Origin of the sequence: Kitasatospora sp. NPDC058492 (assembly GCF_042720685.1) — a bacterium.
Lineage (GTDB): Bacteria > Actinomycetota > Actinomycetes > Streptomycetales > Streptomycetaceae > Kitasatospora.
This window is the reverse complement of sequence record NZ_JBHXMU010000101.1, coordinates 1-22833: the sequence shown is the minus strand read 5'-3', so window position 1 is coordinate 22833 and position 22833 is coordinate 1. Positions and strand designations below refer to the sequence as shown.

15 protein-coding genes are annotated in these 22833 nt (G+C 72.9%); 9 read left to right on the top strand and 6 right to left on the bottom strand.

Translation table 11 applies throughout. The features are described 5' to 3' along the window. From ACFWPI_RS37665 to ACFWPI_RS37650, 4 genes are all read left to right on the top strand, one after another. Positions 1 to 2296, top strand: a 2296-nt coding sequence (locus tag ACFWPI_RS37665) for an amino acid adenylation domain-containing protein (protein ID WP_380425330.1), incomplete at its 5' end; no start/stop codon positions are given. Further along, positions 2283 to 3962, top strand: a complete 1680-nt coding sequence (locus tag ACFWPI_RS37660; protein ID WP_380379206.1) for a phytoene desaturase family protein — start codon at positions 2283 to 2285, stop codon at positions 3960 to 3962. The genes ACFWPI_RS37665 and ACFWPI_RS37660, both read left to right, overlap by 14 nt. Continuing rightward, positions 3959 to 5653: a phytoene desaturase family protein gene (locus ACFWPI_RS37655; RefSeq protein WP_380379204.1), complete on the top strand. Its 1695-nt coding sequence runs from the start codon at positions 3959 to 3961 to the stop codon at positions 5651 to 5653. Before ACFWPI_RS37660 ends, ACFWPI_RS37655 begins: the two co-directional genes overlap by 4 nt. Continuing rightward, positions 5650 to 6705, top strand: a complete 1056-nt coding sequence (locus ACFWPI_RS37650; protein WP_380379203.1) for a zinc-binding dehydrogenase — start codon at positions 5650 to 5652, stop codon at positions 6703 to 6705. The genes ACFWPI_RS37655 and ACFWPI_RS37650 overlap by 4 nt, the downstream gene beginning before the upstream one ends. Before the next feature lie 64 nt (positions 6706 to 6769). On the opposite strand, the gene ACFWPI_RS37645 is transcribed toward ACFWPI_RS37650, so the two are convergent. From ACFWPI_RS37645 to ACFWPI_RS37620, 6 genes are all read right to left on the bottom strand, one after another. Beyond that, a complete protein-coding gene (locus ACFWPI_RS37645; RefSeq protein WP_380379201.1) occupies positions 6770 to 8155 on the bottom strand; it encodes a hypothetical protein in 1386 nt (461 codons plus the stop codon). Positions 8156 to 8305: 150 nt separating this feature from the next. Then, positions 8306 to 9544, bottom strand: a complete 1239-nt coding sequence (locus tag ACFWPI_RS37640) for a pyridoxal-phosphate dependent enzyme (RefSeq protein WP_063346378.1) — start codon at positions 9542 to 9544, stop codon at positions 8306 to 8308. A gap of 101 nt (positions 9545 to 9645) precedes the next feature. After that, the gene (locus ACFWPI_RS37635) at positions 9646 to 10200 is read right to left on the bottom strand and encodes a YceI family protein (RefSeq protein WP_380379199.1); all 555 of its coding nucleotides are present in this window, start codon (positions 10198 to 10200) and stop codon (positions 9646 to 9648) included. Between the two features lie 203 nt (positions 10201 to 10403). After that, the gene (locus tag ACFWPI_RS37630) at positions 10404 to 13205 is read right to left on the bottom strand and encodes a penicillin acylase family protein (RefSeq protein WP_380379197.1); all 2802 of its coding nucleotides are present in this window, start codon (positions 13203 to 13205) and stop codon (positions 10404 to 10406) included. Between the two features lie 128 nt (positions 13206 to 13333). Next, the gene (locus ACFWPI_RS37625) at positions 13334 to 14224 is read right to left on the bottom strand and encodes an N-acetylglucosamine kinase (RefSeq protein ID WP_380379195.1); all 891 of its coding nucleotides are present in this window, start codon (positions 14222 to 14224) and stop codon (positions 13334 to 13336) included. Between the two features lie 144 nt (positions 14225 to 14368). Then, positions 14369 to 15883, bottom strand: coding sequence for an FAD-dependent monooxygenase (locus ACFWPI_RS37620; RefSeq protein ID WP_380379193.1), 1515 nt, complete (start codon positions 15881 to 15883; stop codon positions 14369 to 14371). Between the two features lie 55 nt (positions 15884 to 15938). Here ACFWPI_RS37620 and ACFWPI_RS37615 point away from each other — a divergent pair, with 55 nt between their 5' ends. From ACFWPI_RS37615 to ACFWPI_RS37595, 5 genes are all read left to right on the top strand, one after another. After that, complete coding sequence (locus ACFWPI_RS37615; protein ID WP_380379191.1) at positions 15939 to 16577, top strand: TetR/AcrR family transcriptional regulator C-terminal domain-containing protein; 639 nt, start codon at positions 15939 to 15941, stop codon at positions 16575 to 16577. Positions 16578 to 17442: 865 nt separating this feature from the next. Continuing rightward, complete coding sequence (gene amrS / locus ACFWPI_RS37610) at positions 17443 to 18879, top strand: AmmeMemoRadiSam system radical SAM enzyme (protein WP_063346372.1); 1437 nt, start codon at positions 17443 to 17445, stop codon at positions 18877 to 18879. A gap of 35 nt (positions 18880 to 18914) precedes the next feature. After that, complete coding sequence (locus tag ACFWPI_RS37605) at positions 18915 to 20420, top strand: radical SAM protein (RefSeq protein ID WP_380379188.1); 1506 nt, start codon at positions 18915 to 18917, stop codon at positions 20418 to 20420. Between the two features lie 65 nt (positions 20421 to 20485). Continuing rightward, the gene (locus tag ACFWPI_RS37600; RefSeq protein ID WP_363624702.1) at positions 20486 to 21784 is read left to right on the top strand and encodes a coproporphyrinogen-III oxidase family protein; all 1299 of its coding nucleotides are present in this window, start codon (positions 20486 to 20488) and stop codon (positions 21782 to 21784) included. A 156-nt stretch (positions 21785 to 21940) separates the two neighbouring features. Further along, positions 21941 to 22573, top strand: coding sequence for a LysE/ArgO family amino acid transporter (locus ACFWPI_RS37595; RefSeq protein ID WP_380379186.1), 633 nt, complete (start codon positions 21941 to 21943; stop codon positions 22571 to 22573). Positions 22574 to 22833: the final 260 nt, after the last annotated feature.

Sequence of the window (22833 nt, the reverse complement as noted above, 5' to 3'; positions counted from 1 at the left end):
GTCACCCGAGCTGATCGTCGTCCTGCTGGCGATCTGGCGGGCCGGCGCCGCCTACCTGCCGCTCGACCCCGGCCACCCGGCCGACCGGCTCGCCTACCAGGTGACCGACGCCGGAGCCGCCCTCGTCGTGGTCGCCGAACGGAACCCGTTCGGCACCGAAGCGCCCGTCCGCCCCGTCACCCTGGACGAACTCGACCGGCCGGCCGCCGAGAGCGGCCCGCTGCCCGCCGCCGACCCGGACCGCCCCGCCTACGTCATCCACACCTCCGGCTCCACCGGCCGCCCGAAGGCCGTGCGGGTCGACCACCGCAACCTCGCCGCCGTCACCGCGGGCTGGCGCGCCGAGTACCGCCTCGACACCGAGGCCCGGGTGCACCTCCAGATGGCCGGGACCGCCTTCGACGTGTTCTCCGGCGACCTCGCCCGGGCGCTGAGCACCGGCGGCACCCTCGTCCTGGTCGACCGCGACCTGCTGTTCGACACCGCCCGGCTGTACCGCACCATGCGCGAGGAGGCCGTCGACTGCGGCGAGTTCGTGCCCGCCGTCGCCCGCGGCCTGCTGGCCCACTGCGAACGCGAGGGCCTGCGGCTGGACTTCCTGCGGCTGCTGGTCGTCGGCTCCGACTCCTGGAAGGCCGCCGAGCACCGGCGGCTGCGCGCCCTGTGCGGGCCGGACACCCGGCTGGTCAACTCCTACGGCCTGACCGAGGCCACCATCGACACCAGCTACTACGAGGGCGGCGCGGACGCCCTGGAGCCCGGCCGGATGGTGCCGATCGGCCGGCCCTTCCCCAACAGCGCGCTGTACATCCTCGACCACTACGGCGAGCCGGTACCGCCCGGCGTGCCCGGCGAGCTGTGGATCGGCGGCGCCGGTGTCGCCGCCGGCTACCCGAACGACCCGGAGCAGACCACCCGGCGCTTCACCACCCTGGAGCTCGACGGCCCGCCCGTCCGGCTCTACCGCACCGGCGACCTCGGCCACTGGGACGCCCACGGCACCGCCCACCTGCTCGGGCGGATCGACAACCAGGTCAAGGTGCGCGGCCACCGGATCGAGATCGGCGAGATCGAGGCCCACCTCACCGCCCGCCCCGAACTCGCCCAGGCATGTGTGACGATCCGTCAGGACATCGCCGGCGAAGCCGTGCTGGCCGCCTACCTGGTCCCCGCCGAGGGGACCACCCTGGACCGCCGGGAACTGCGCCGCCACCTGGCCGAGCACCTGCCCACCGTGATGATCCCCTCCCACCTCACCGAACTGCCCGCCCTGCCGCTCACCCCCAACGGCAAGGTCGACCTGGCCGCCCTGCCCGAGCCCCGGGTCGACACCGGCGACGCGCAGCACGAACCGCCCGTCACCCTCTACGAGATCCGCACCGCCGAGCACTGGAGCAACCTGCTCGGCGTGGCGGAGGTCGGCCTCCAGCACGACTTCTTCGAACTCGGCGGCAGCTCCATCCGGCTGATCGAGCTGATCCACCACCTGCAGACCGAGTTCAACATCAGCATTCCGGTCGGCCTGCTCTTCAAGGTCACCACCCTGCACGGGATGGCCCGCACGCTGGAGCAGATCATCACCGGCGAAGTCGCCGGCGGCCAGCCGTACCTCTGGTTCAACCCCGGGGCGCCCGAGGGGCGGACGGTGTTCTGCTTCCCGCCGGCCGGCGGCCACGGCCTGGTCTACCGCCAGCTCGCCGCCCACCTGCCCGACCACCGGCTCGCCGCCTTCAACTACCTCACCGGCGACGACAAGACCGCCCGCTACGCCGACCTGGTCGAGGAGCTGGAGGAGTCGGGGCCGTACGTCCTGCTCGGCTACTCGCTCGGCGGCAACCTCGCCTTCGAGGTGGCCCGGGAGCTCGAACGCCGAGGCCGTACGGTCAGTTCCGTCCTGGTGGTGGACTCCTACCGGATCCCCGAGCCCTTCGAACTCGGCGAGGAGCACCTGGCCGTCTTCGAGCGCGAACTCCACGAGCACCTGCACCGGCACACCGGCTCCCGGATCGTCGCCCAGGAGACCCTCGAACAGGCCCGGGACTACCTGGCGTTCTGCAGCCGTACCCCCAACCTGGGCGTCCTGAAGGCCCCGCTCAACGTCGTCTGCGAACGGGACCGGCTGGCGCTGCACGCGGGCGGCGAGCACGGCTCCTGGCACGGCGCCTCCAGCGCCGGCACCGCCGTCCACGCCGGGCACGGCAGCCACGCCGAGATGCTCGACGCCGAATTCGCCGCCCGCAACGCCGAACTGGCGGGCGCCATCCTGGCCGGAGGCACCGCCGATGGCCGGGCCTGAGCGCGGGCCGGACTGGTCGAGCCGGGAGCGGGCCCCCGGCGGCCCGCCCCGGGTCATCGTGATCGGCGCGGGCATCGGCGGGCTCTCCACCGGCTGCTACGCGCAGATGAGCGGGCTGGAGACCCGGATCTTCGAAAAGCACGTGCTGCCCGGCGGCTGCTGCACCGCGTGGTCCCGGCACGGCTACCTGTTCGACTACTGCATCGACTGGCTGATCGGCACCGCCGAGGGCACCGGGGCGAACCAGGTGTGGCGCGAACTCGGCGCCCTCGACGGCAAGTCGATCACCCGCTTCGACGTCTTCAACCGCGTCGTCGACGAACACGGCCGCGCCGTCACCTTCTACGGGGACCCGGACCGGCTGGAACGGCACCTGCTGGCCACCGCCCCCGGCGACGCCAAGCCGATCCGCGCCTTCTGCCGGGACCTGCGCCGCTTCGCCGCCATCGACCTGCCCTGGGACCTCACCCCGCCGCCGCTGCGCGGCCCGGCCGAGCGGCTGCGCACCCTGCGCACCGTGCTGCCCGCGTTCCGGCTCTTCTGGCGGACCGCGACGACCCCGATGAGCGGCTTCGCCGAGCGCTTCCAGGACCCCCTGCTGCGGCGGGCACTGCCCAACATGTTCCTCCAGGAACCGGCCGGCTTCCCGCTGCTGCCGTACCTGTACACCCTGGCCGCCGCGCACAACGGCAACGCGGGCTTCCCGCAGGGCGGTTCACTCGGGCTGGCCCGCTCGGTGGAGGAGCGCTACACCTCGCTCGGCGGGGTGATCGGCTACCGCTGCCGGGTGGAGCGGATCCTGGTCGAGGGGGACCGCGCCGTCGGCGTCCAACTCCGGGACGGCTCCCGGCACTTCGCCGACCACGTGGTGGCCGCCTGCGACGGGCCGACGGTGCTCGACCGGCTGCTCGAAGGCCGCTGGTCCAGCCCCGCCACCGACCGGCTGTACGGCGAGCTGCTGGACAAGCCCGGCAACCTGTACCCGGCCGTGGTCTCGGCCTTCGTCGGCGTGGACGGCCCGCTGCCCGAGGGCGAACCGCACAGCACCACCTACCTGCTGACCCCCGAGCAGGGCGCCCGGCTGCCCGGCTCGCTCCAGCACAGCCTGGTCGTCCAGATGCGGTCGGACTACGCGGAGGGCTTCGCGCCGCCCGGCAAGTCGGTGCTGCACTGCACCTACTTCAGCGACTACCGCTCCTGGAAGGACCTGCGGGTCAGCGACCGCCGTGCCTACCGGGCGCGCAAGCAGGAAGTCGCCGCGTTCGTCCGGGAGTTCCTGGAGCGGACGTACCCGGGGCTCGGCCGCCGGATCGAACTCGTCGACGTCGCCTCCCCGGTGACCACCGAGCGGTTCACCGGCAACACCTACGGCAGCATCCTCGCCTGGCAGGCCTTCTCCGAGGCCGAGGACGCCGCCAACCGGCTGGTCAACCGGGACCGGATGCGGCTGCCCGGGCTGCGCGGCTTCTCGATGGCCGGCCAGTGGGCCGGCCTCGGCGGCCTGATCCGCGCCGCCACCAGCGGCCGGTACGCCGCGCAGTACCTCTGCCGGGAGCTCGGCCGGCCGTTCCTGGCCTGGCCCAGCGACAACCAGGAACCTTGGCACACGGGCAAGTTGGGCAAACTGCCGCAACTCGACCGGGCCACCGTGGGAGTGCCGGAATGACCGGAACGAGTACCAGCAGGCAGACCATGGTGATCGTCGGGGGCGGGCTGGGCGGTCTGTCGACCGGCTGCTACGCGCAGATGAACGGCTACCGCACCACCGTCCTGGAGATGCACGAACTCCCCGGCGGCTGCTGCACGGCCTGGGACCGCGGCGAGTTCACCTTCGACTGCTGCGTGAGCTGGCTGCTCGGCAGCGGCCCGGGCAACGAGATGCACCAGATCTGGCTCGAACTCGGCGCGCTGCAGGGCAAGGTGATGCGCAACTTCGACGTCTTCAACGTGGTGCGCACCCGGGACGGCCGCGCTGTCTACTTCTACTCCGACCCCGACCGCCTCGAAGCGCACCTGCTCGACCTCGCCCCGGAGGACGCCCGGCGGATCCGGCAGTTCTGCGAAGGGCTGCGCAAGTTCCGCCGCGCCCTGGTCCGTTACCCCTTCCTCAAGCCGGTCGGACTGATGGGCCGGGCCGAACGCTGGCGGATGCTCGCCTCCTTCCTGCCGTACTTCAACGTCATCCGGCGCTCGATCACGGTGCTGATGAGCGACTACTCGGCGCGTTTCCGGAGCCCGCTGCTGCGCGAGGCGTTCAACTTCGTCCTCTACGAGCAGCACCCCAACTTCCCGGTGCTGCCCACCTACTTCCAACTCGCCTCGCACGCCGGGCAGTCGGCCGGGGTGCCGGAGGGCGGCTCGCTCGGGCTGGCCCGCTCGATCGAGCAGCGCTACCGGCGGCTCGGCGGCGAGATCAGCTACAACACCAAGGTGGCCGAGATCCTGGTCGAGCAGGACCGGGCCGTCGGGGTGCGGCTGAGCGACGGCCGGGAGATCCGGGCGGACATCGTGGTCGCCGCCTGCGACGGACGCACCACCATGCTGGACCTGCTCAAGGGCCGCTACCTGAACGACACCTACCGCCGGCTGTACACCCGGACCATCACCGAACCCGGCATGGTCTTCCCCGGCTACCTCACCGTCTTCCTGGGCCTGCGCCGCCCCTTCCCGGCCGGGGACCCGTGCACCACCTACCTGCTGGAGGACAAGGTCGCCGACCGGCTCACCGGCATCCGCCACCCCAGCATCAACGTCCAGTTCCGCAGCCGCCACTACCCCGAGCTGTCGCCCGCCGCGACGACCGTCGTCTACGCCAGCTACTTCTGCGACATCGCCCCCTGGCGGGAGTTGAGCACCGGCCCGGAGCAGGCGCCGCGGCTGCGGCGGGGCGAGGAGCTGCACACCCTGCCGGTGGGGCGCGGCCGCGAGTACCAGCGCGAGAAGCGCCGGGTGCGGGACGCCATCGTGGAGTTCCTGGACGGGCACCACCCCGGTCTGCGGGACGCCGTCGCGGTCAAGGACGTGTCCACCCCGCTCACCCAGGTCCGCTACACCGGCAACTACGACGGCACGGTGCTCGGCTGGCAGCCGTTCGTGGAGAGCGGCGAGACCCTGGAGGAGGAGATCAAGCGCAACGGGCCCGGGCTGCCCGGCCTGGCGAACTTCTACCTCTCCGGCGTGTGGGCGACCACCGGGGGACTGATCCGGGCGGCCGCCGCTGGCCGGCACGTCGTCCAGTTCATCTGCCGCGACGACGGCCGGCCGTTCACCGCCGCCGTGGACGACAGCGCGCCGCCGCCCACCCTGGTCATCGAACCGGTCGGGCCCGCCGACCGGCGGTTTGGAGTCACCTCATGAGGGTCGAGAAGTGGGTCGTCCGCGAGCACGTGGACGGCGTGCCGGACGTCGAGCGGATGTACCGGAAGGTGGTCGAGGAGGTGGACGTCCGCCTCGCCGCGGACGAGATGCTGCTGCGGACCAGGTACGTCTCGGTCGACCCGTACCTCCAGGGGATCGCCCTGGACACCCCGATCGGCGACCACATGGGCGCGGACTCCATCATGGAGGTGGTGGAGGCCGGGCCGGACGCCGCCTTCGCCGTCGGTGACCTCGTGCAGGGCTTCGGCGGCTGGCGCAGCCACGTGATCAGCAACGGCGCCCCGGCGCTCTGGCAGACCGGCACCTTCCCGATGGTCTTCCCCGCCTACCGGCGGCTGGACCGGGGCGACTACGACGACGCCCTGCCGCTCTCCACCGCCCTCGGCGTCCTCGGCGGCCCGGGGATGACCGCCTGGGGCACGGTCGAGAAGTTCCTGAAGGTCCGGCCGGGGGACACCGTGCTGGTCAGCGGGGCGTCCGGGGCGGTCGGCTCGGTGGTCGGACAGCTGGCCCGGCACCGGGGGGCCCGGGTCATCGGCACCACGGCCACCCCGGCCAAGGCCGCCCGGCTGCGTGAGCTGGGCTTCGACGCGGTCCTGCTCTACCGCGACGGCGACGACCCCGAGCGGCTGCGGGAGGAAATCGCCAAGCTCGCCCCGGCCGGCATCGACCGCTACTTCGACAGCCTCGGCGGGGCGCTCACCGACGCGGTCTTCTCCCAGCTCGCCGTGGACAGCCGGGTCGCGGTCTGCTGGCAGTGGGGCAGCCAGGTCGGCGGCGACTGGGCGGGCCCGCGACTGCTGCCGATGATCATGTTCCCGCGCACCACCATCCGCGGCATCTTCTCGCTGGAGTGGTTCACCGAGGAGAACTGGTCGGCGCTGCGGCAGGAACTGGGCGCCCTCGTCCGCAGCGGCGACCTCGGCTACCAGCAGACCGTCCACCGGGGCTTCGACAACATCCCGGCCGCCTACCGCAGCCTGTACGTGGACCGCTCCGCGAACCGGGGCAAGGTGCTCGTCGAACTCTGAGCCGGGCGGTCCGCGGGGCCGGCCGGGGCGGGCGGTTCGTGGGCCCGCCCCGGCCGGGCGCAGGTCAGTTCAGGGTGAACCAGGTGGAGCGGGACTTCTTCCACTCCGGCTGGGCGAGGTCCTTGGCGGCGGTGCCGTCGCCGTACAGGTCGGCGGAGCCGTCGTCGGTGATCAGCTGGGCCCGGGCGCCGGGGGCGTCCAGGTTCGGCACGTCCGGGACGGCCTCCCAGGCGCCGGCGTCGCTGGTCGGCAGGTCGACCAGCTTGACCGGCTGGGAGCCCGGCTGCCCGTTCCAGCGGTAGAGGGCGTACGGGGCGGAGTTGTCCTCGGCGGACCAGGAGCCGGCCACGATCAGGTACTGGCCGAGGTCGTTGCGGCGCAGGTCGCGGATGGAGAGCCCGCCGAGGTCCAGCTCGACCGGCTCGCCGAACGTCGCGTGCGAGGCCGAACCGGACAGCAGCGACGGGAGGTTGGTGACCGGGACGAGCAGCGCGCGGCCGCCGGTGACCGCCGGGGTCAGCGGCGCGCGGAAGCCGATGTACGCGGTGGTGGTGCTGCCCGGGGCGAACTCCAGCCCCTCGACGTTGAATCCGTCGATCTGCTTGGGCGCCTGGCCGTCCGCCGCGCCCGCCGCGAAGCCGTAGCGGTCGCCGTGGGCGCCGTCCCAGGCGATCAGGTCGTCGCGCAGGCCGTGGTACGAACCGGCCAGCGACAGCTGGGTGTTGGCGCCCGAGCCGGTGACCTTCGTGGTGAACACGGTGTGCCGGTCCGGCTTGACCTTGCCGTCCTTGTTGTTGCCGAGCGAGCCCGTCCAGTAGATCGTGTCGCCGACCCGGGCCGCGGCCTCGATGTCGATCTCCTTGGAGACGCCGAGCGCGGAGCTGAAGTCCCAGGTGCGGACCGGCGCGCCGGAGGCGTTGCGGTCGTACAGCCGCAGCACGTTGGACTCGTCGTCGCCCACCAGGATGTAGCCGCCGCCCGCGTCCACCGCGGCCGAGGCGTCGCTGGAACCGGTCAGGTAGCGGCTGGCGGCCGGGAACTGGACGGCGGGGGAGGCCGCGTAGTGCAGGGTGCGGGTCGCGGTCTTGCCGCCCAGGCCGGTCACCTTGATGGTGAGGTCGGTGTAGCCGACGCCCTGCGCGGCGACCGCCAGGGTGCGGGTGCCGCCGGTGCCCGTCACCGCCACGTCGCCGGTCCGCGCGACGGCGCTGCGGGTGCTCGCCGAGGCGGCGACGGTCAGCGCCGAGGCCGCGGCCCCGCTCTGCGCCACCGCCACGGACACCGTCGGATCGCCGGTGGCGCCGACCGCGCCGGACAGGTAGCCGGCCGAGAAGGTGATCGTCGGAGTGCCGTACGAGGCCGCGGAGGCCGGGACGACCGGCAGGGCGAGTACGGGCACCGCCGCGACGGCGACGGCCAGCGGCAGCAGACGGCGGGGGGAACGGGACACGGTGACAGCCCTTCGACGCACGGGGAGGAGCGGGGGCGGTGCGGATCCGGACCAGCCTGGGCGGCCGCGGCGAACGCCAACCCTACGCCGGAGAACCGGACGGCGAACAGCAGGCCTCCAACGGCGGGCGGGAGTTGGGGGAGAGGCCCGCTAGCCGCGGATTCCGGCCGTGTGCAGGCGGCGGCGGACCTCGTCCCACTCCGGGGCGACCGGCGCGGTCGACCGCGCGCCGACGCCCCGGTCCTTGAAACCGCTGGACGTCGACACGCACACCACCGGCCCCTCGGCCTCCCCGAGGCCCTCGACGCCGCCGAGGCTGCGCAGCCCCGCGAGCCCGGCCGCCGCGGACAGCTCCGTCCAGAGCCCGGAGCGGGCCAGTTCGGCCTGGGCGGCCGCGAGTTGGCCGTCGTCCAGGGTCAGCACCCGGCCGCCGCTCTCGCGGACCGCGACCACGCCCCGGTAACCGCCGACCGGGGAGGCGATCGAGTACGCCTCGCTCGGCCCCACCGTCACCCGGGCCGCCGGCAGGCCCTGGCGGACGGCCAGGGCGAGCGGCGCGCCGGACGCGGACTCGCAGGCGACGATGCGCGGCACCCGGTCGGCCAGGCCGAGCCGGTGCAGTTCGCTGAAGCCCTTCCAGACGCCGAAGAGCAACTCCCCGTAGCCGGTGGGCACGAACACCGCGGCCGGCACGCCGATGTCCCGGAAGATCTCGTACGCCACCGTCTTGTAGCCCTCGGGGCCGTACGCGTGGCCGGTGTGGGTGGTGGTGAGATTGCTGACCGGGTGCAGGCCCAGCCGGTCCACGACCTGGCGCAGCAGCGGCCAGCGGGCCTCCCACGGCACCGGCAGCACGACGGCGCCGTAGGCGTTGAGGAACGCGTCGACGGCCGGCGGCAGGTCGGGCCCGGTGAACACCACGCAGCGCAGCCCGGCCCGGGCGGCGTAGGCGGCGGCGGACGCGCCGTGGTTGCCGGAGGAGGCCACCGCGATCCCGGGCGCGCCGACGCCCACGGCGGCGCTGGTGGTGCAGCGGTTCAACCGGTCCTTGTGGCTCCAGGTCGGGTTGCGGGCCTCGTCCTTGACGTACACCCCCGGTTCGAGCTCGACCAGCGGCGTGCCGCCCTCGCCCAGGCCCGGCGCGAGCAGCGGCGGCAACAGGGGGGCCCACCGCTCCAGCCCGCCGCGCGGCGCCCCGGCGTCCGCCCCCGGGGCGAACAGGGCGGCCGCGTCGGCCTTGAGATAGGCGTAGTCGACCTCGACGGGGTAGGACACGTCCTCGGTGCCGGTGCGGGGACAGCCCGCGGTGAGCGGGGGCCACAACGGGTAGTCGAGGGTGGGATCGCCGAGGGAGCGCTGGCCGGTTGCGAGGGAGCCGTCTGTCGCCATGTCAGGAGCCTAACCGGACCTGCGGCGCCCGGTCCGGCGGATTTCGGGGCTCCTGCGGGGCCTTTGGGGATCCTGCGGGCCGCTCCTGGCTCCTGCGGCCGCTACTGGCCCTGCCGGACGGCCGAGATGTCGAACTCCAGGACGACCTTGTCGCCGACCAGGACGCCGCCGCCCTCCAGGGCCGCGTTCCAGGTCACCCCGAAGTCCTTGCGGCTGATCGTCACCGAACCCTCCAGGCCCACCCGCAGGTTGCCCTGGGGGTCGACGGCATTGCCGGTGTACTCGACGTCGATGGCGACCGGGCGGGTGACGTCCTTGACGGTGAGGTCGCCCGTCACCCGGAACTCGCCGTCCCCGCGCGGCTCGACCGCCGTCGTGGCGAAGGCGATGGTCGGGAACTTCGGCACGTCCAGGAAGTCGTTGGTGCGCAGGTGCTGGTCGCGCTGCTCGACGCCGGTGTCGATGCTGTCGGTCCGGATCGTCACCCGGGCGGTGGAACGGCCCGGGTCGGCGCCGTCCAGGTGGGCGCTGCCCTCGAAGGCGGTGAAGGAGCCGCGGACCTTGGTCACCATGGCGTGGCGTGCCACGAAGCCGATCCGGGTGTGGGCGGGGTCGAGGACGTAGTCCCCGGTGAGATCGGACAGGGAGACGGTCATGGTCGGCTTACCTCCTGGGCCTGTGCGGGGCCTCTCCGGGAAATCGCGGGGGTCGGGTCCTCGGGGGTCGCCGACCTCGGCGGCGGTGCCGCCCCGGTCGCCCCGGACCACGCTAGGTGCTGCGCCCCGTCCCCGCCCGTCGGGCCCGGGCCGCTGTCTTCCACGCGGGTGCCCCCGCCCGGGTGGAAGACAGCGGCATGGGTTCAGCGGTGGCTCGGGAACTGCACCACCTGCTGGTAGGTCGGACGGTTCTGCCAGGTGGTCTTGTCGTCCGTGACACCGCCGAGCGGGCGCTGGATGATCGTGTCGGCGCACCACTGGTCGCCGGCGGAGCAGTCCGCGTCGCCCGGGTAGACCTGGGCCGGGGTCTGGGCGGCCGCCCGCTTCAGGGTGTCCAGCAGCACGCCCCGGCAGGCCGCAAGATCGCCCCCGCCGCAGTACGGGCGGGCCAGCGGGCCGGCCACCTGGTCGCCCAGGACGGACCGCAGGTCCTTGTCCAGGTAGCTCCACCAGCCGTACTGGAAGGCCGAACCCTTGTGCGGGATACCCTCGTTGGCGCTCACGGGGCCGCCACCGGGACCGGTCTGGCCGCCGGAGGGCGACTCGTTGATCTGCAGGGCGCCGGTCAGGGCCGCGAACAGCTGGTCCCCGAGGCCGGGTCGCATGACGCCCTCCGCGACCAGCGGCCACCAGGCGTCCAGGACGCGGATCGCGGCGGCGTCCGCGTAGCCGTGGCTGTCGGGCGACGTCTCCTTCCGCTGGGCGCCGCCGGCCAGCCAGGCCTCCAGCTGCTGGAGCGCGGTGGCGGCGGCCGGATCGGTGACGGGGGCGCTGCGTAGCACCCGGATCAGGTCCGGCAGGACGTCCTCGGCGCGCAGGTCGGCCAGGGCGGCGCCGGCCATGGCCTGGGTGAGCGAGACCCGGCTCGCCTTGCCACCGTTGCGCAGCAGCGTCTTGACCCGGTCGTCGAGCAGGTTGCCGCGGTGCACCGAGCCGTTGCCGAACCCGGCCGAGGTGAAGCCGTCGGCCTGCTTGTTGTTCCAGGAGATGTAGTAGTCCTGGTTGACGGACTGCGGGTGCTCGGCCGCCGGGGTGTACCGGGCGGTGTTGGTGGCGGGGTCGAAGTCGGCCCACTCGTAGGCCGGTTCGGCGCGCAGCGGCAGGCCGGCGTCGACCCCGGGGGCGCGTACGGGGTTGCTGCCGGAGTTGTAGTACGCGATGTCGCGGGAGTCGGCGTAGAACCAGTTGAAGGTGTAGTTGATGTCCTGCGCGGCCTGCTGGAAGCCCGCCGCGTCGTGCACCGCGCCGGGGTCGTTGAGCTCCTGGAAGCCGATGATGGAGTCCGCCTCGTGCCGGTAGGTGGAGCGCAGCGAGGTGAAGGCCACGGGGGCGCCGCCGACCGTGCCGCGGGCGGTCACCAGGCCGTACCTGCTGCGGTACATCACCAGGGTGTAGGAGCCGGCGGCGGTGGAGTCGGCGGTGGTCGGGTTCCAGGTGTTCTTGCGTTCCAGCCGGTCGAAGGGGACGCACTGGCCGTGCCAGAGGTAGGAGTCGGCGGCGGTGGTGGCCGGGGAGCCGTCGGTGGTGCAGAGCGGGACGGCGTAGGTGTCGGTGATGTCCTGCCCGGCGGAGGTGGCGCTCCAGGCGTAGTCCTGGCCGCGGCCGAGCTGCACGTAGAAGCTCAGGCCGGCGAAGGCCGCGCCGCGTGCGCTGATGCCGGGGCCCTGGATCTCCTCCAGCATCAGCAGCTGCGGGGCGAAGTAGCCGGTCTGCGGGCCGAACACGGCGACCGGGTGGCCGTCGTCGGTGTGGGCGCCGGAGACCAGCAGGGCGTTGGACATGCCGTGCTTGGCGGTGAGCAGGTTGCCGGGCAGCACACCCGGGGCGGCGGTCTTCGCGGCGCCGGCGCCCGTGCCGGTGGCGTCGTAGATCATCCGCTCGGGCACCACCGAGCCGGGGTCGGGCAGCGCCTCGCCCTGCGGGGCGTCGGGGACCGGGGCGTAGGGGAAGCGCTGGCCGTCGTGCAGGGTCTGGACGGCCTCCGGGTCGTCGGCCTCGCGCAGCGACTTCCAGACCGCGTCCCCGGCGTCCTTGCCGTAGCGGGCCTCGGCGGCCGACTTGACCTGGGCGGAGGCGAGTTCACCGCCGCCGCCGGAGCCGAACAGGGCGCCGACCACGGAGGCCAGGGCGACCAGGTCGGTCAGCTTGAACGGCTCGATCGACCCGGCGTTGGTGATCGGGTCGATGTGCCCGGTCAGGTCGTACTCGCCGGGGAAGGTGCGGGCGTTGTACGACTCCTTGGCGTACTGGTTGATGCCGTCGAGGTAGGCGTTCGCGTCGGTGAGGGCCTGGGCGGCCCGGCCGCCGCGGGCCGCCAGGGCGTCGATCTGCTGCTGCAGTTCCGCCTCGGTGTACGGCGCGGCCTGCCAGAAGCTCTGCTCCAGCTGGCGGTTGGCGGCGGCGCCGCCGGCGAAGCCGGACAGCTGGCCGCGGCCCACGTGCCGGAACAGGTCCATCACCCACAGCCGGTCCTGGGCGGCGGCGTAGCCCGCGCCGTACTCGGTGCCGTAGCGGGTGGTGCCGGTGATGTGCGGGACGCCGGTGGCCTTGTCGCGGACGATGGTGACGTCGGCGCGCGGGCTGATGGTGCTGGCCACCTGGTCGGCGGGGACGCCGAAGGAGGCGTCGTTGAAGAAGTCGCGCAGCTTGGCCTCGGTCAGGCCCGGGTAGCCGGAGGCGAGGGCGGCGTACGGGCCGAGCTGGTCGTCGGTGTGGGCGGGGCGGCTGCCGAACATCCGGTTGAGCAGGATCTCGGCGAGCGTGGCGTTGCCGTTCTCGCCGGGCGGCAGGATGTCCCGGCAGTGGCCGCCGCAGTAGTCGGCCGCGGTGGCGGTCGGGGCGGCGGGGGCGGCGGCGGTGGGGGTGGTGGTCAGGGCGGCGGTGACGAGCAGGGCCGACGCGGCGGCGGCGGCCGGGAAGCGCAGGGGGTGGGGGCGTAGGCGCAAGGGGAGCTCCTCCGTCGAAGCCACGGGAGCTCGACGGTAGGGGCGTTACTGACCGGTTGGCTAGTGGCGTGCATGCCATTTCCGGTGGGGCGCGGCCGAGTTGGTGATCCGTCGGGACCGTCTACCGCCTACCGTCTGCCGCCCGGAGGCGAGGCGAGGCGGGTGGCGAGGTGGGCGGCGGCGGTGGCGGCGTCGGTGCGGGGGAGGCGGGGGTGGAGGTCGGCGAGGAGGCGGTGGAGGCGGTCGCGGATCGGGCCGGGGGCGGTGGCCACCGAGCCGGTGAGGACCAGGGGTTCGGCGGGGGCGGCGGTGGCGCGGGCGAGGTCGGCCAGGTGGTCGGCGGCGGTGTCGGCGATGGCGCGGGCGGCCGGGTCGCCCTGCTCGGCGAGCCGGGAGACCAGCGGGGCGAGACCAGCGAGCCGGCGGGGCGGGCCGGCGTAGGCCCAGTGGAGCAGGGCGTCGGGGGAGTCGGCGGCGCAGTGGGCGCGGACGGCGGTGCCGAGCGGGCCGGCCGGGTCGGCGTGGGCGTGGCGCAGGGCCTCGCGGCCGAGCCAGAAGCCGCCGCCCTCGTCGCCGAGCAGCCAGCCGAGCCCGCCGCTGCGCGCGAGCGTGCGGGCGCCGGCGAGCCGAACGCAGATCGCGCCGGTGCCCGCGATCAGGACGGTGCCGTGGCCGTCGGTGACGCCGCCGGAGGCCAGGGCCGGGACGGTGTCGGGGACGAGCCGCACCGGGTGGCGGAGGCCGAGGGCGGCCCGGCAGCGCTCGGCGAACGCGTCCGGGTCCGGTAGGGAGCGGTACCCGGCGAGGCCGATCAGGCAGGCGGCGATCCGGTCCGGGCCGCGCCCGTCGAGGGCGGCCGTGACCGCCGCCGCCAGCCGGCCGAGCGCCGGCTCCGGCCCCTCTCCGGCGGGGTTGGCGCCGGGGCTCTCGCCGCGGCCCCGGACGGCGCCCGCGGCGTCCAGGAGGACGGCGCGGGTGTGACTGCCGCCGGCGTCGACGCCGAGGTGGAGGGTGGTCATCGGGCGCCTCCGGTGCGGGCTCGGCGGGTGGCCGGGGTGGTGCTGAGCGGCATCAGGTCGGCGGGGCGGGCGCCGCGGACCTGCGCGAGCGGCTGCCGCCGGCCCTCGGGGCTCCGGAGGGGGCGCCCGTGGGCCGACCGGTCCTCAGCGTAGAGGGACCGCGGCGGAAGGGCGGGCGGTCGTCGCCGTGACGGCCGCGTGGGCGGCCTTGACCAGTGCGGGGAGGTGCTGTTCATCGGTGAGCCAGGCCAGGTGCCCGTCGGGCCGGACCAGAGCGGCGGTGACACCGCGCCAGGCGGGCCGTGACGTGCCGAGCGGCGCGCTGTGCACGGTGACGCCCGGGCTGGTGGCGTGGGCGAGGGCGGCGAACTCGGCGCCGGCCCGGCCGGTGAGGTCGAGCAGGACGTGGCGGCCTCCTCGCATCAGCGTGAACAGGCCGTTGCCGTCCGCGGGCCCGGCGAGCCTCAGGTCCGGCGCCCGGGAGCCGGTCAGCGGGTGCGCCCCGCTGCCGGGGTCGGCCGGGTAGGCGGTCGCGAGGCCGGCCGCGCGACCGGCCAGTTCGTCCGAGAACTCGTCGACGCCGGTGATGAGTTCGGCGAGCAGACCGCGCAGGGCCAGCGTCGTCGGCGAGTGGTCGGTCATCAGCCCGGACTGGGCGTGGGTGGAGCGCAGCAGCTCCACGCCGACCGGGTGGCGCTCGGCGTGGTAGCTGTCGAGCAGGCCGTAGGGGGCGGCGCCGGTGATGGTGCGGGCGAGCTTCCAGCCGAGGTTGGCGGCGTCCTGCATGCCGACGTTGAGTCCGGGCCCGCCGGCCGGGAAGTGCGAGTGCGCGGCGTCGCCCGCCACCAGGACCCGCCCGTGCCGGTACCGGTCGGCCTGGCGGGAGGCGTTGCCGAAGGTGGAGATCCAGCCGGCCTCGCGCATCCCGAAGTCCGTCCCGGTGATCCCGCGGACCTTGGCGCGCAGCTGCTCGAAGGTCAGCGGGCCGGGCTTGGTGTGGACGGTCGCCGTGTCGTTGCCGACCACCCGGTGCACCCCGCTGGGCAGCGGGAAGACCATCACGGTGCCCTGCTCGTTGGAGACGGAGCGCCAGCGCGGCGGTGCGTCGAGCACGGCGTCCGCCATCCAGGCCCAGGCGGTGGCCGGGGTGCCGGGGAAGCCGATGCCCGCCGCCTCGCGCACGGTGCTGCGGGTGCCGTCGCAGCCGACCAGGTAGGCGGTGCGCAGCCGGTAGGGGCCGTCCGGGCCGTGGACGTGAATGGTGACCGCGTCGTCGCCCTGGTCCAGCCCGGTGACGCGGTGTCCGCGCAGCAGCCGGGCGCCGGTCGAGCGGAGGTGTTCGGCCAGCAGCTCCTCGGTGCGCACCTGGGGGAGCGCGAGCGTGAACGGGTACGGCGTGTCCAGCCGGCTGAAGTCCAGCCGGGGCGGCAGGGCGGCGAAGTGCCCGCCGGGGATGCGGACGCCCTCGGCGAGGAAGGGCTCCACCAGGCCGCGGGAGGCCAGCAGTTCCAGGGTGCGCGGGTGCACGGTGGTGGCCCGCGAGTGCGGGTCGGGTTCGGCGCGGCTCTCCAGCACGGTGACCTCGATGCCCTGCAGCCGGAGTTCGGCGGCGAGCCAGAGCCCGACCGGGCCCCCGCCGGCGATGACGACCTGTTCCATGACTCATCCCTCTCTTGGTCAGTGACCAATGACTTGGCTCCAGTAGACTAGGTCAGTGACCAAGAAGCAAGCCCCGGATGCCCCCCGGACCCGACTCGACGCCGACACGGTGGTCCGCGCCGCCCTCGACCTGCTGGACGACAAGGGCGCCGCCGCCGTCTCCGTGCGCGGCGTCGCCGAACGGCTCGGCGTCCGGATGAACACCGTGCTCTGGCACGCCAAGACCAAGGGCCGCCTGCTGGAACTCATGGCGGACGCGATCGTCGGCGAGATCCCGCTCGACGACCTGCCCGCGCCCTGGCACGAGCGGGCCCGCGAACTCGCCCACCGCTACCGCCGGTGCCTGCTGGCCCACCGCGACGGCGCGGTCATCGTCGCCGGCACCTATGCCGCCGAGCCCGGCACCCTGCGCTTCGCCGACGCGATGATCGCCGCGCTCCTCGACGGCGGCCTGGACGAGCGCCGCGCGTCCTGGGTGTTCTGGACCATCCAGTACCTGACCCTCGGCCTGACCCAGGAGGAGCAGGCCCTGGCCGCCCAGGGCGGCGTGCACACCCTCGGCCCGGCCCTCGCCGGCGGCGACTACCCGGCGCTCGTCCGGGTCGTCCCGCACATGGAGGACGCCGCCTTCGCCGAGCGCTTCGATTTCGGCCTCTCCCGGATCCTCTCCCCGTCCGGCCCCACCGCCCCCTGAATTCCCAACAGCCGCCCCCTCGTTGCCCCGGCCGCTCCACACGCCCCCCCTCGGGACCGCCTTTACCGGTGCTCGGCGAGCGGCGGGTGGGGCGGCCGATCGGCTCTGTGACAGCAGGTATTCCGCCGACCGGCGGCGATTTTCGGCCCTCCTCCCACATCGGGCGATCCCGGCCGCGCCGCCCCGCCGGATCGGCCCCCGCCGTTCCCCGGCCCGGGAACCCGCTGGGCAGGCGCGAGATCACCGTTTGTGAGGCTTGCCTAACCTGCGCCCCGCTCCGACCGGAGGGCGCTGTCCGCTTCGCGGTGTTGGCCGGATCGGGCGGCACGCGGACTTCTTGACAGGCGGGAGCCCATACGCCGAAGCTCATCGCAGTTGGCGAATTTCTCACCGAACTCCCGCTCCGCTTCGGCCTCTTCGCGAGGCGTTTTTCTCAGCAGTGGCTTCGTCATGAGGGAAAGTGAGATCCGCTTGACGTTCGTGACCGCGGAAACCCGCGCGGAACCGGCCCGCCCGGTGAAAGCGAGAAACCGGGACAGTGGGGTTCCGGGCCACGGGCGGATGTACGGGCGGATGTACGGGCGGGCCGATGTCGAATTCCGCACTGCAGTGCGGGAATTCGGGTTGCCCGACCGCGCCGCCCCGGCGCGCCCCGTCCTGGCGTGCCCCGCGCACGTGACCGCACCTCCTCCGGCGACGGCCTGATCCGGAGGGCCCGCCCGGTGCGGACGACCGCGCCGGGCCGTCCGGGATCTACCCGTCCGGCCCCGATCCGTCCGGCCCCGACCCGTCGCCGCCGCACCACCGCCGCTGCACCACCGCCTCCGTACCACCGTGTCCGTACCACCGCACGGAAGGAACAGCCATGTCGCAGAACACCTGGGACAAGGAACCACGCCCCGCCAGGCTGGAGGAACGCCTGGACGACGGCGTGGTCCGATGTCATCTCAGCCCCCGGAACTGCCGGATCCGCCCCGGCCAGCACGGATTCTGCATGGTCCGGGCCAACCGGGACGGCCGCCTGGTGACCCTGAACTACGGGCGCTCGGTCCACGCCACCGAGGAGACCATCGAGACCGAGGCGGTGTTCCACTACGCGCCCGGCGCCCGGATCCTCTCGATGGGGAACGTCGGCTGCATGCTCAACTGCGACTACTGCCACAACTGGAAGACGTCGCAGGCGCGCCACGTGGAGGACAAGGACGTCTACCACTACACGCCCGAGGAGGTCGTGGACATCGCCGTCCGGCACGGCGTGAAGGTGATCTCCTGGACCTACAACGACCCGGTGGTGTGGCACGAGTTCGTGGTGGAGACGGCCGCCCTCGCCAAGGCGGCGGGAATCGTCAACCTCTACAAGTCCGCGTTCTTCATCAGCGGCGAGGCGATCGAGGAACTGATCCCGGTGATCGACATCTTCTCGGTGTCGATCAAGTCCCTGGACCCGAAGTACTACCGGAAGATCACCAAGGGCTGGCTGGAACCGGTCCTGGAGGGCACCGAGCAGGTGTTCCGGGCCGGGAAGCACGTCGAGGTCTCCACGCTGATGGTCACCGACCTCAGCGACGACGAGGCGACCGCCCGGGACATGGCGAGGTTCGTCGGCGAGCGGCTCAGCCCCGACGTGCCCACGCACTTCGTGCGCTTCCACCCGGACTACAAGATGACCAACACCATCCGCACCCCCGTCGACCGGCTGGAACGGGCCCGCAAGGTCGCCATGGACATGGGGCTCAACCACGTCTACCTGGGGAACGTGTACGACACGGAGTCGACCAACACCTGGTGCCACCGGTGCGGACAGCTCCAGATCACCCGCTACGGCCTGAACGCCGACCTGGTCGGCCTGGACGCGGCCGGCGCCTGCATCGGCTGCGGCGCCCGCTCGCCGATCGTCCTGCTGCCCGACGCCCGCCCGCGCGCCCGGGTGCCGGAACTCCCCGCCGCCGAGGGCCTGGACCTGGCCCGCTTCGACTGGCACGGCGACGTCCGCGCCCTGCACGTCCAGGTGCGCAACACCTCCGCCGCGCCGGTGCGGGCCTACCACCGCCGCTACGGCGACCCGGCCGCCGACCAGGGCTGGCAGGTCATCGACCTGGCCCCGCAGGAGAGCTTCCGGTACATCGCGGCCAAGAGCACGGCGGGCGAGGTCGGCGTCCAGGTGGCCGTACCGCCGCAGTGCACCTCCAGCCTCCACCAGGTCTTCGACCGCGCGCACTTCCCGACCGTGGAGGCCTCCGCCGGAACGCTGAACGAGGACGTCTCGCCGCTGCCGCTCTTCCAGCCCCGCGCCAGGTCATGACCGGGCCCGCGAGCACGACGGAGCAGGCGGGTCCGATGCGGCACGGGACCGACTACCGCGTCCTGCCGTTCAGCGACGACCTGTCGGCCGTCCTCATCACCGGGAGCCACCGGCTGCTGCTCGCCCCGGCGGACACCGCCGAGCGGCTGGCCTCCGGCGTCGACCACCTGCGGCTGGACGAGCGGCGGGCGTGGGAGCGGCTGCAGGCCGGCGCCGCCACCGGCCGGGAGGCCAACCGCATCCGGCTCCGGGAGAGCGCGCTCTCCGACGGCGCCGACTTCGCGGTCAACGTCAACCTGACGAACGTGTGCAACCTCGCCTGCACGTACTGCTTCGCCGAGGGCGGGGACTACGGCCGGATCACCGAGGCGATGGGCGAGCACTCGATCGCCTGGATCTTCGACTTCATCCACCGCTACGCCGCGCCCGGGCAGCGGGTCCGCTTCGAGTTCTTCGGCGGGGAGCCGCTGGCGAACTTCACGGTGATCCGCAAGATCTGCGAACGCGCCCGCGACCTCACCGGGCGCTCGGGCACCGAGTTCGTCCACCGGATCTCGACCAACCTCACCCTGATGCCCCAGGGTGTCGAGGAGTTGTTCCGCGACCACCGGTTCATCGTCTCGGTCTCGATCGACGGCGGCCGCGAGGTCCAGGACGCCAACCGCCCGTCCAAGAACGGGAAGGGATCCTACGACCGGATCATCCGCAACCTGTTCCGGCTGCGCGAGGCGTGCGGCGACGACGTCACCCTGGTGGCCCGGATGACCATCGCGTCGGCGGCGCCCAGCCTCACCGAGAGCGTGCTCGACCTGTGGGGGCTCGACCTCTTCGACTACTTCCAGATCTATCCGGGCGTCTACCCGGTGGAGCAGGGCACGACGGTACCGATCGCCCTCACGCTGGGGGACCGGAAGCTGTCCGAGCCGAAGGGCATCCAGTACATCAACCACTTCCTCCAGCCCGGCATCGTGGAGCAGTTCAAGGACTTCCTGGTCCACTACCCGCGGCTGTTCGCCCCCGACAACCGGTTCAAGGGCGTGCTGGAGTACGAGCGCGCCGTGCAGATGGTCACCGAGGGCGCGGCGGCGCTGGCGTTCTGCTCGGGCGGCCGGACGTACTACACGCACTCCCCGGACGGCAGCGTCAGCCCCTGCCACCGCCTGGTCGGCGACCAGGGCTTCGACGTGGGCACCGGGGCCGAGGGCCTCACCCGGGACCACCCCGAGTGGCGGCGCACCGTCGACGAGCACCGGGTGTGCGGGTCCTGCTGGGCCCGCTACCTGTGCGGCGGGGGCTGCCGGCAGGAGAACCACGTGGCCTCGGGCGACGTGAACGTCCTCAACACCGAGTCCTGCCAGTACCAGTTGATGCTCGCGGAGGAGGTCGTCAAGATGCTGGCCCGCTCCGCCGCCGACTACCGCGAGCGGTCGCGGGCGCGCTACGACGACCTCTTCGTCTCGTGCGGGCGCCCGGTGGTCCCCAACGACCGGCCGGCCCTCGACGAGGCCGCCGACGTCCGCCCGTTCCAGGTCCTCTGCTGACGGCCTCCGCCCCCGGACCCGTCCACCACCACGCCAGGCCGGCCCCGACGAAGGAGTGACAGCAGATGGCCGAGAAGATCATCCGACGGAACATCCACACGTACCCGTTCAAATACCGGCACCACGAGTACGACGAGTACTTCCGCCCCGAGAACGCGGTGCTCTACCTGCACGTCCCGTTCTGCATCACCAAGTGCGGATTCTGCGACTACACCGTCTACATCAACCGGAACGAGCAGCACTTCGCCCAGTACGTCGACGTGCTCGAACGCGAGATCCGAGCCTTCGCCGCCAATCGGGCCTTCCCCGCGTTCCGGGTCGACGCGGTGTATTTCGGCGGCGGGACGCCGGGCATCCTCACCGGCGACCAGACGGCCCGGCTGCTGGACGCCTGCCGGGAATCGTTCGAATTCAACGAGGGCGCGGAGATCGGCCTGGAATTCGACCCCTCGACGGTCGACGAGGCCAAGATCGCGCGCATGCGGGAGGCCGGATTCACCCGGCTCAGCGTCGGCGTCCAGGCATTCGACGACCGGCTGCTGGAGATCTGCAACCGCTCGCACGACCTGGCCACCGCCGAACGCGCCTTCCGCACCGTCGTCGACGGCGGTTTCACGCACACCAACATCGACCTGATCTTCCCGCTGCCCGGCCAGTCCGTGGACGACTGGAAGCGCAGCGTCGACCGGGCCATCGAACTCGAACCGGCCTGCATCACGGCCTACGGCCTGGAGATCTGGCCCAAGACGGCGTTCCACTCGCTCATCACGTCCGGGAAGATGGCGCTCCCCTCGGCGCAGGACGAGCGCCGGATGTACGAGTACGCCATCGACGCGCTGGAGGCGGCGGGCTTCGCCCGGCGCAGCTCGACGGGGTACTACCACCCCGACCGCTGCGCCGACTACTCGCGCTTCCTGGAGTACTACTGGCGGACCTGGCCGATGATCGGATTCGGCGTCTCGTCGAAGAGCGTGATCCACGACCGGCTGTTCGTCAACGTCAAGCCGCTCAAGAAGTACTACGAGATGGTCGGAAGTGGTCAAATTCCGCTGGATTTCGCCACGTACCTCACCAAGGAACAGGAAATGCGCCGCGTCATGATCCGCGGCCTCAAGATGTGCGAGGTCAACCGGCCGGACTTCCACGACCGGTTCGGCGTCACCATGGAGGCCGTCTTCGGGGCGGAGATCGAGCAGCTCGTCGACAAGGGCTGGCTGGAGGAACGGGGCACGGACGTGTATGCGCTGACCAGGCTCGGTCAGTTGTTGTCGACCAATGTGTACGAGCTGTTCTACGCGCCGGAAGATCTCAGTCCCGCCGAAGGGGATGAGGTACGGTTCGGCATATCGGAGCTCGTCGAGTGACCTGATCGGCGGGTGTTGTGACGAGGGGCAGAGCGAATTGTCGCGCACGTGCTCGCACCAGGCCTTCCGCCGGGCCTTGAGCCGGGACCTGAGCCGGGACTTTCACCGGGACTTTCATCGGACCGGAATGATCGCGGTGACCTGCGGGGGACCGCGGTGAACATCCTCCCCGCGTGGTTCGCCGGGCTCAGCCTCGGCTTCCTGGTCGCTCTGCCCCTCGGCCCCATCGGCCTGCTGTGCGTGCGCAGCGTCCTGCGCGACGGCTTCCCGACCGGCTGGGCGATCGGCCTGGGCGCGGCCCTGGTGGACATCGCCTACGCCGGCCTGGGCCTCGCCGGGGTCGGCAGGCTGCTGGACGTCCCCGCGCTGCGCACGGCCCTGGGGCTGGCCGGGGCCGCCGTGCTGGTGTACATCGGCGCGCGCTCGCTGCGCTCCGCCTTCCGGGTCCAGACGGCCACCGACGACGAGCGGAACCCCGAAGTGGTCCGCCCGCTGGCGGCGTTCCGCACCGCGCTGGCGGCCACCGCCTCCAACCCGGCGACGATCGGCTACTGGGCCGCCGCCTTCGCCGCGGCCACGGCGGCGAACGTCACCGGGACGCTGCCCGCCTCGGTGTCCATGCTGGTCGGCGTCGGCTGCGGCACGCTCCTGTGGTTCACCCTGCTGAGCACGGGCGTCGTGGTGTTCCGCCGGCGCTTCAGCGCCCGGCTGCTGAAGGGCGTCGACCTGGTCGCCGGGATCGGGGTCATCCTCTTCGGCGGCTTCCTGGCCTACCAGTCGCTCGCCTGAACCGGCCGCGGTGACGGCGTCGGGCGGCGGCCGACCGAGGCCCTTCGTCGAACTCCCAGCTGTGTGACGGGAGTTCGGTGGCGGGGCCCCGGCTTCCGAACAGCCCGGTGTTCGCGCCGCTGCCCGCCTCCGCGTCTCTGGGGACGGCAACGGGCCGGACGCCCGTCCCCCTGGAGTCTCAATGATGAAGTCAAGATGCCTGCGCGACCGGTGGGGCGGAGGTGAAGATCCGGTTGTCGCGCAGGAGCGCCCACAGCACG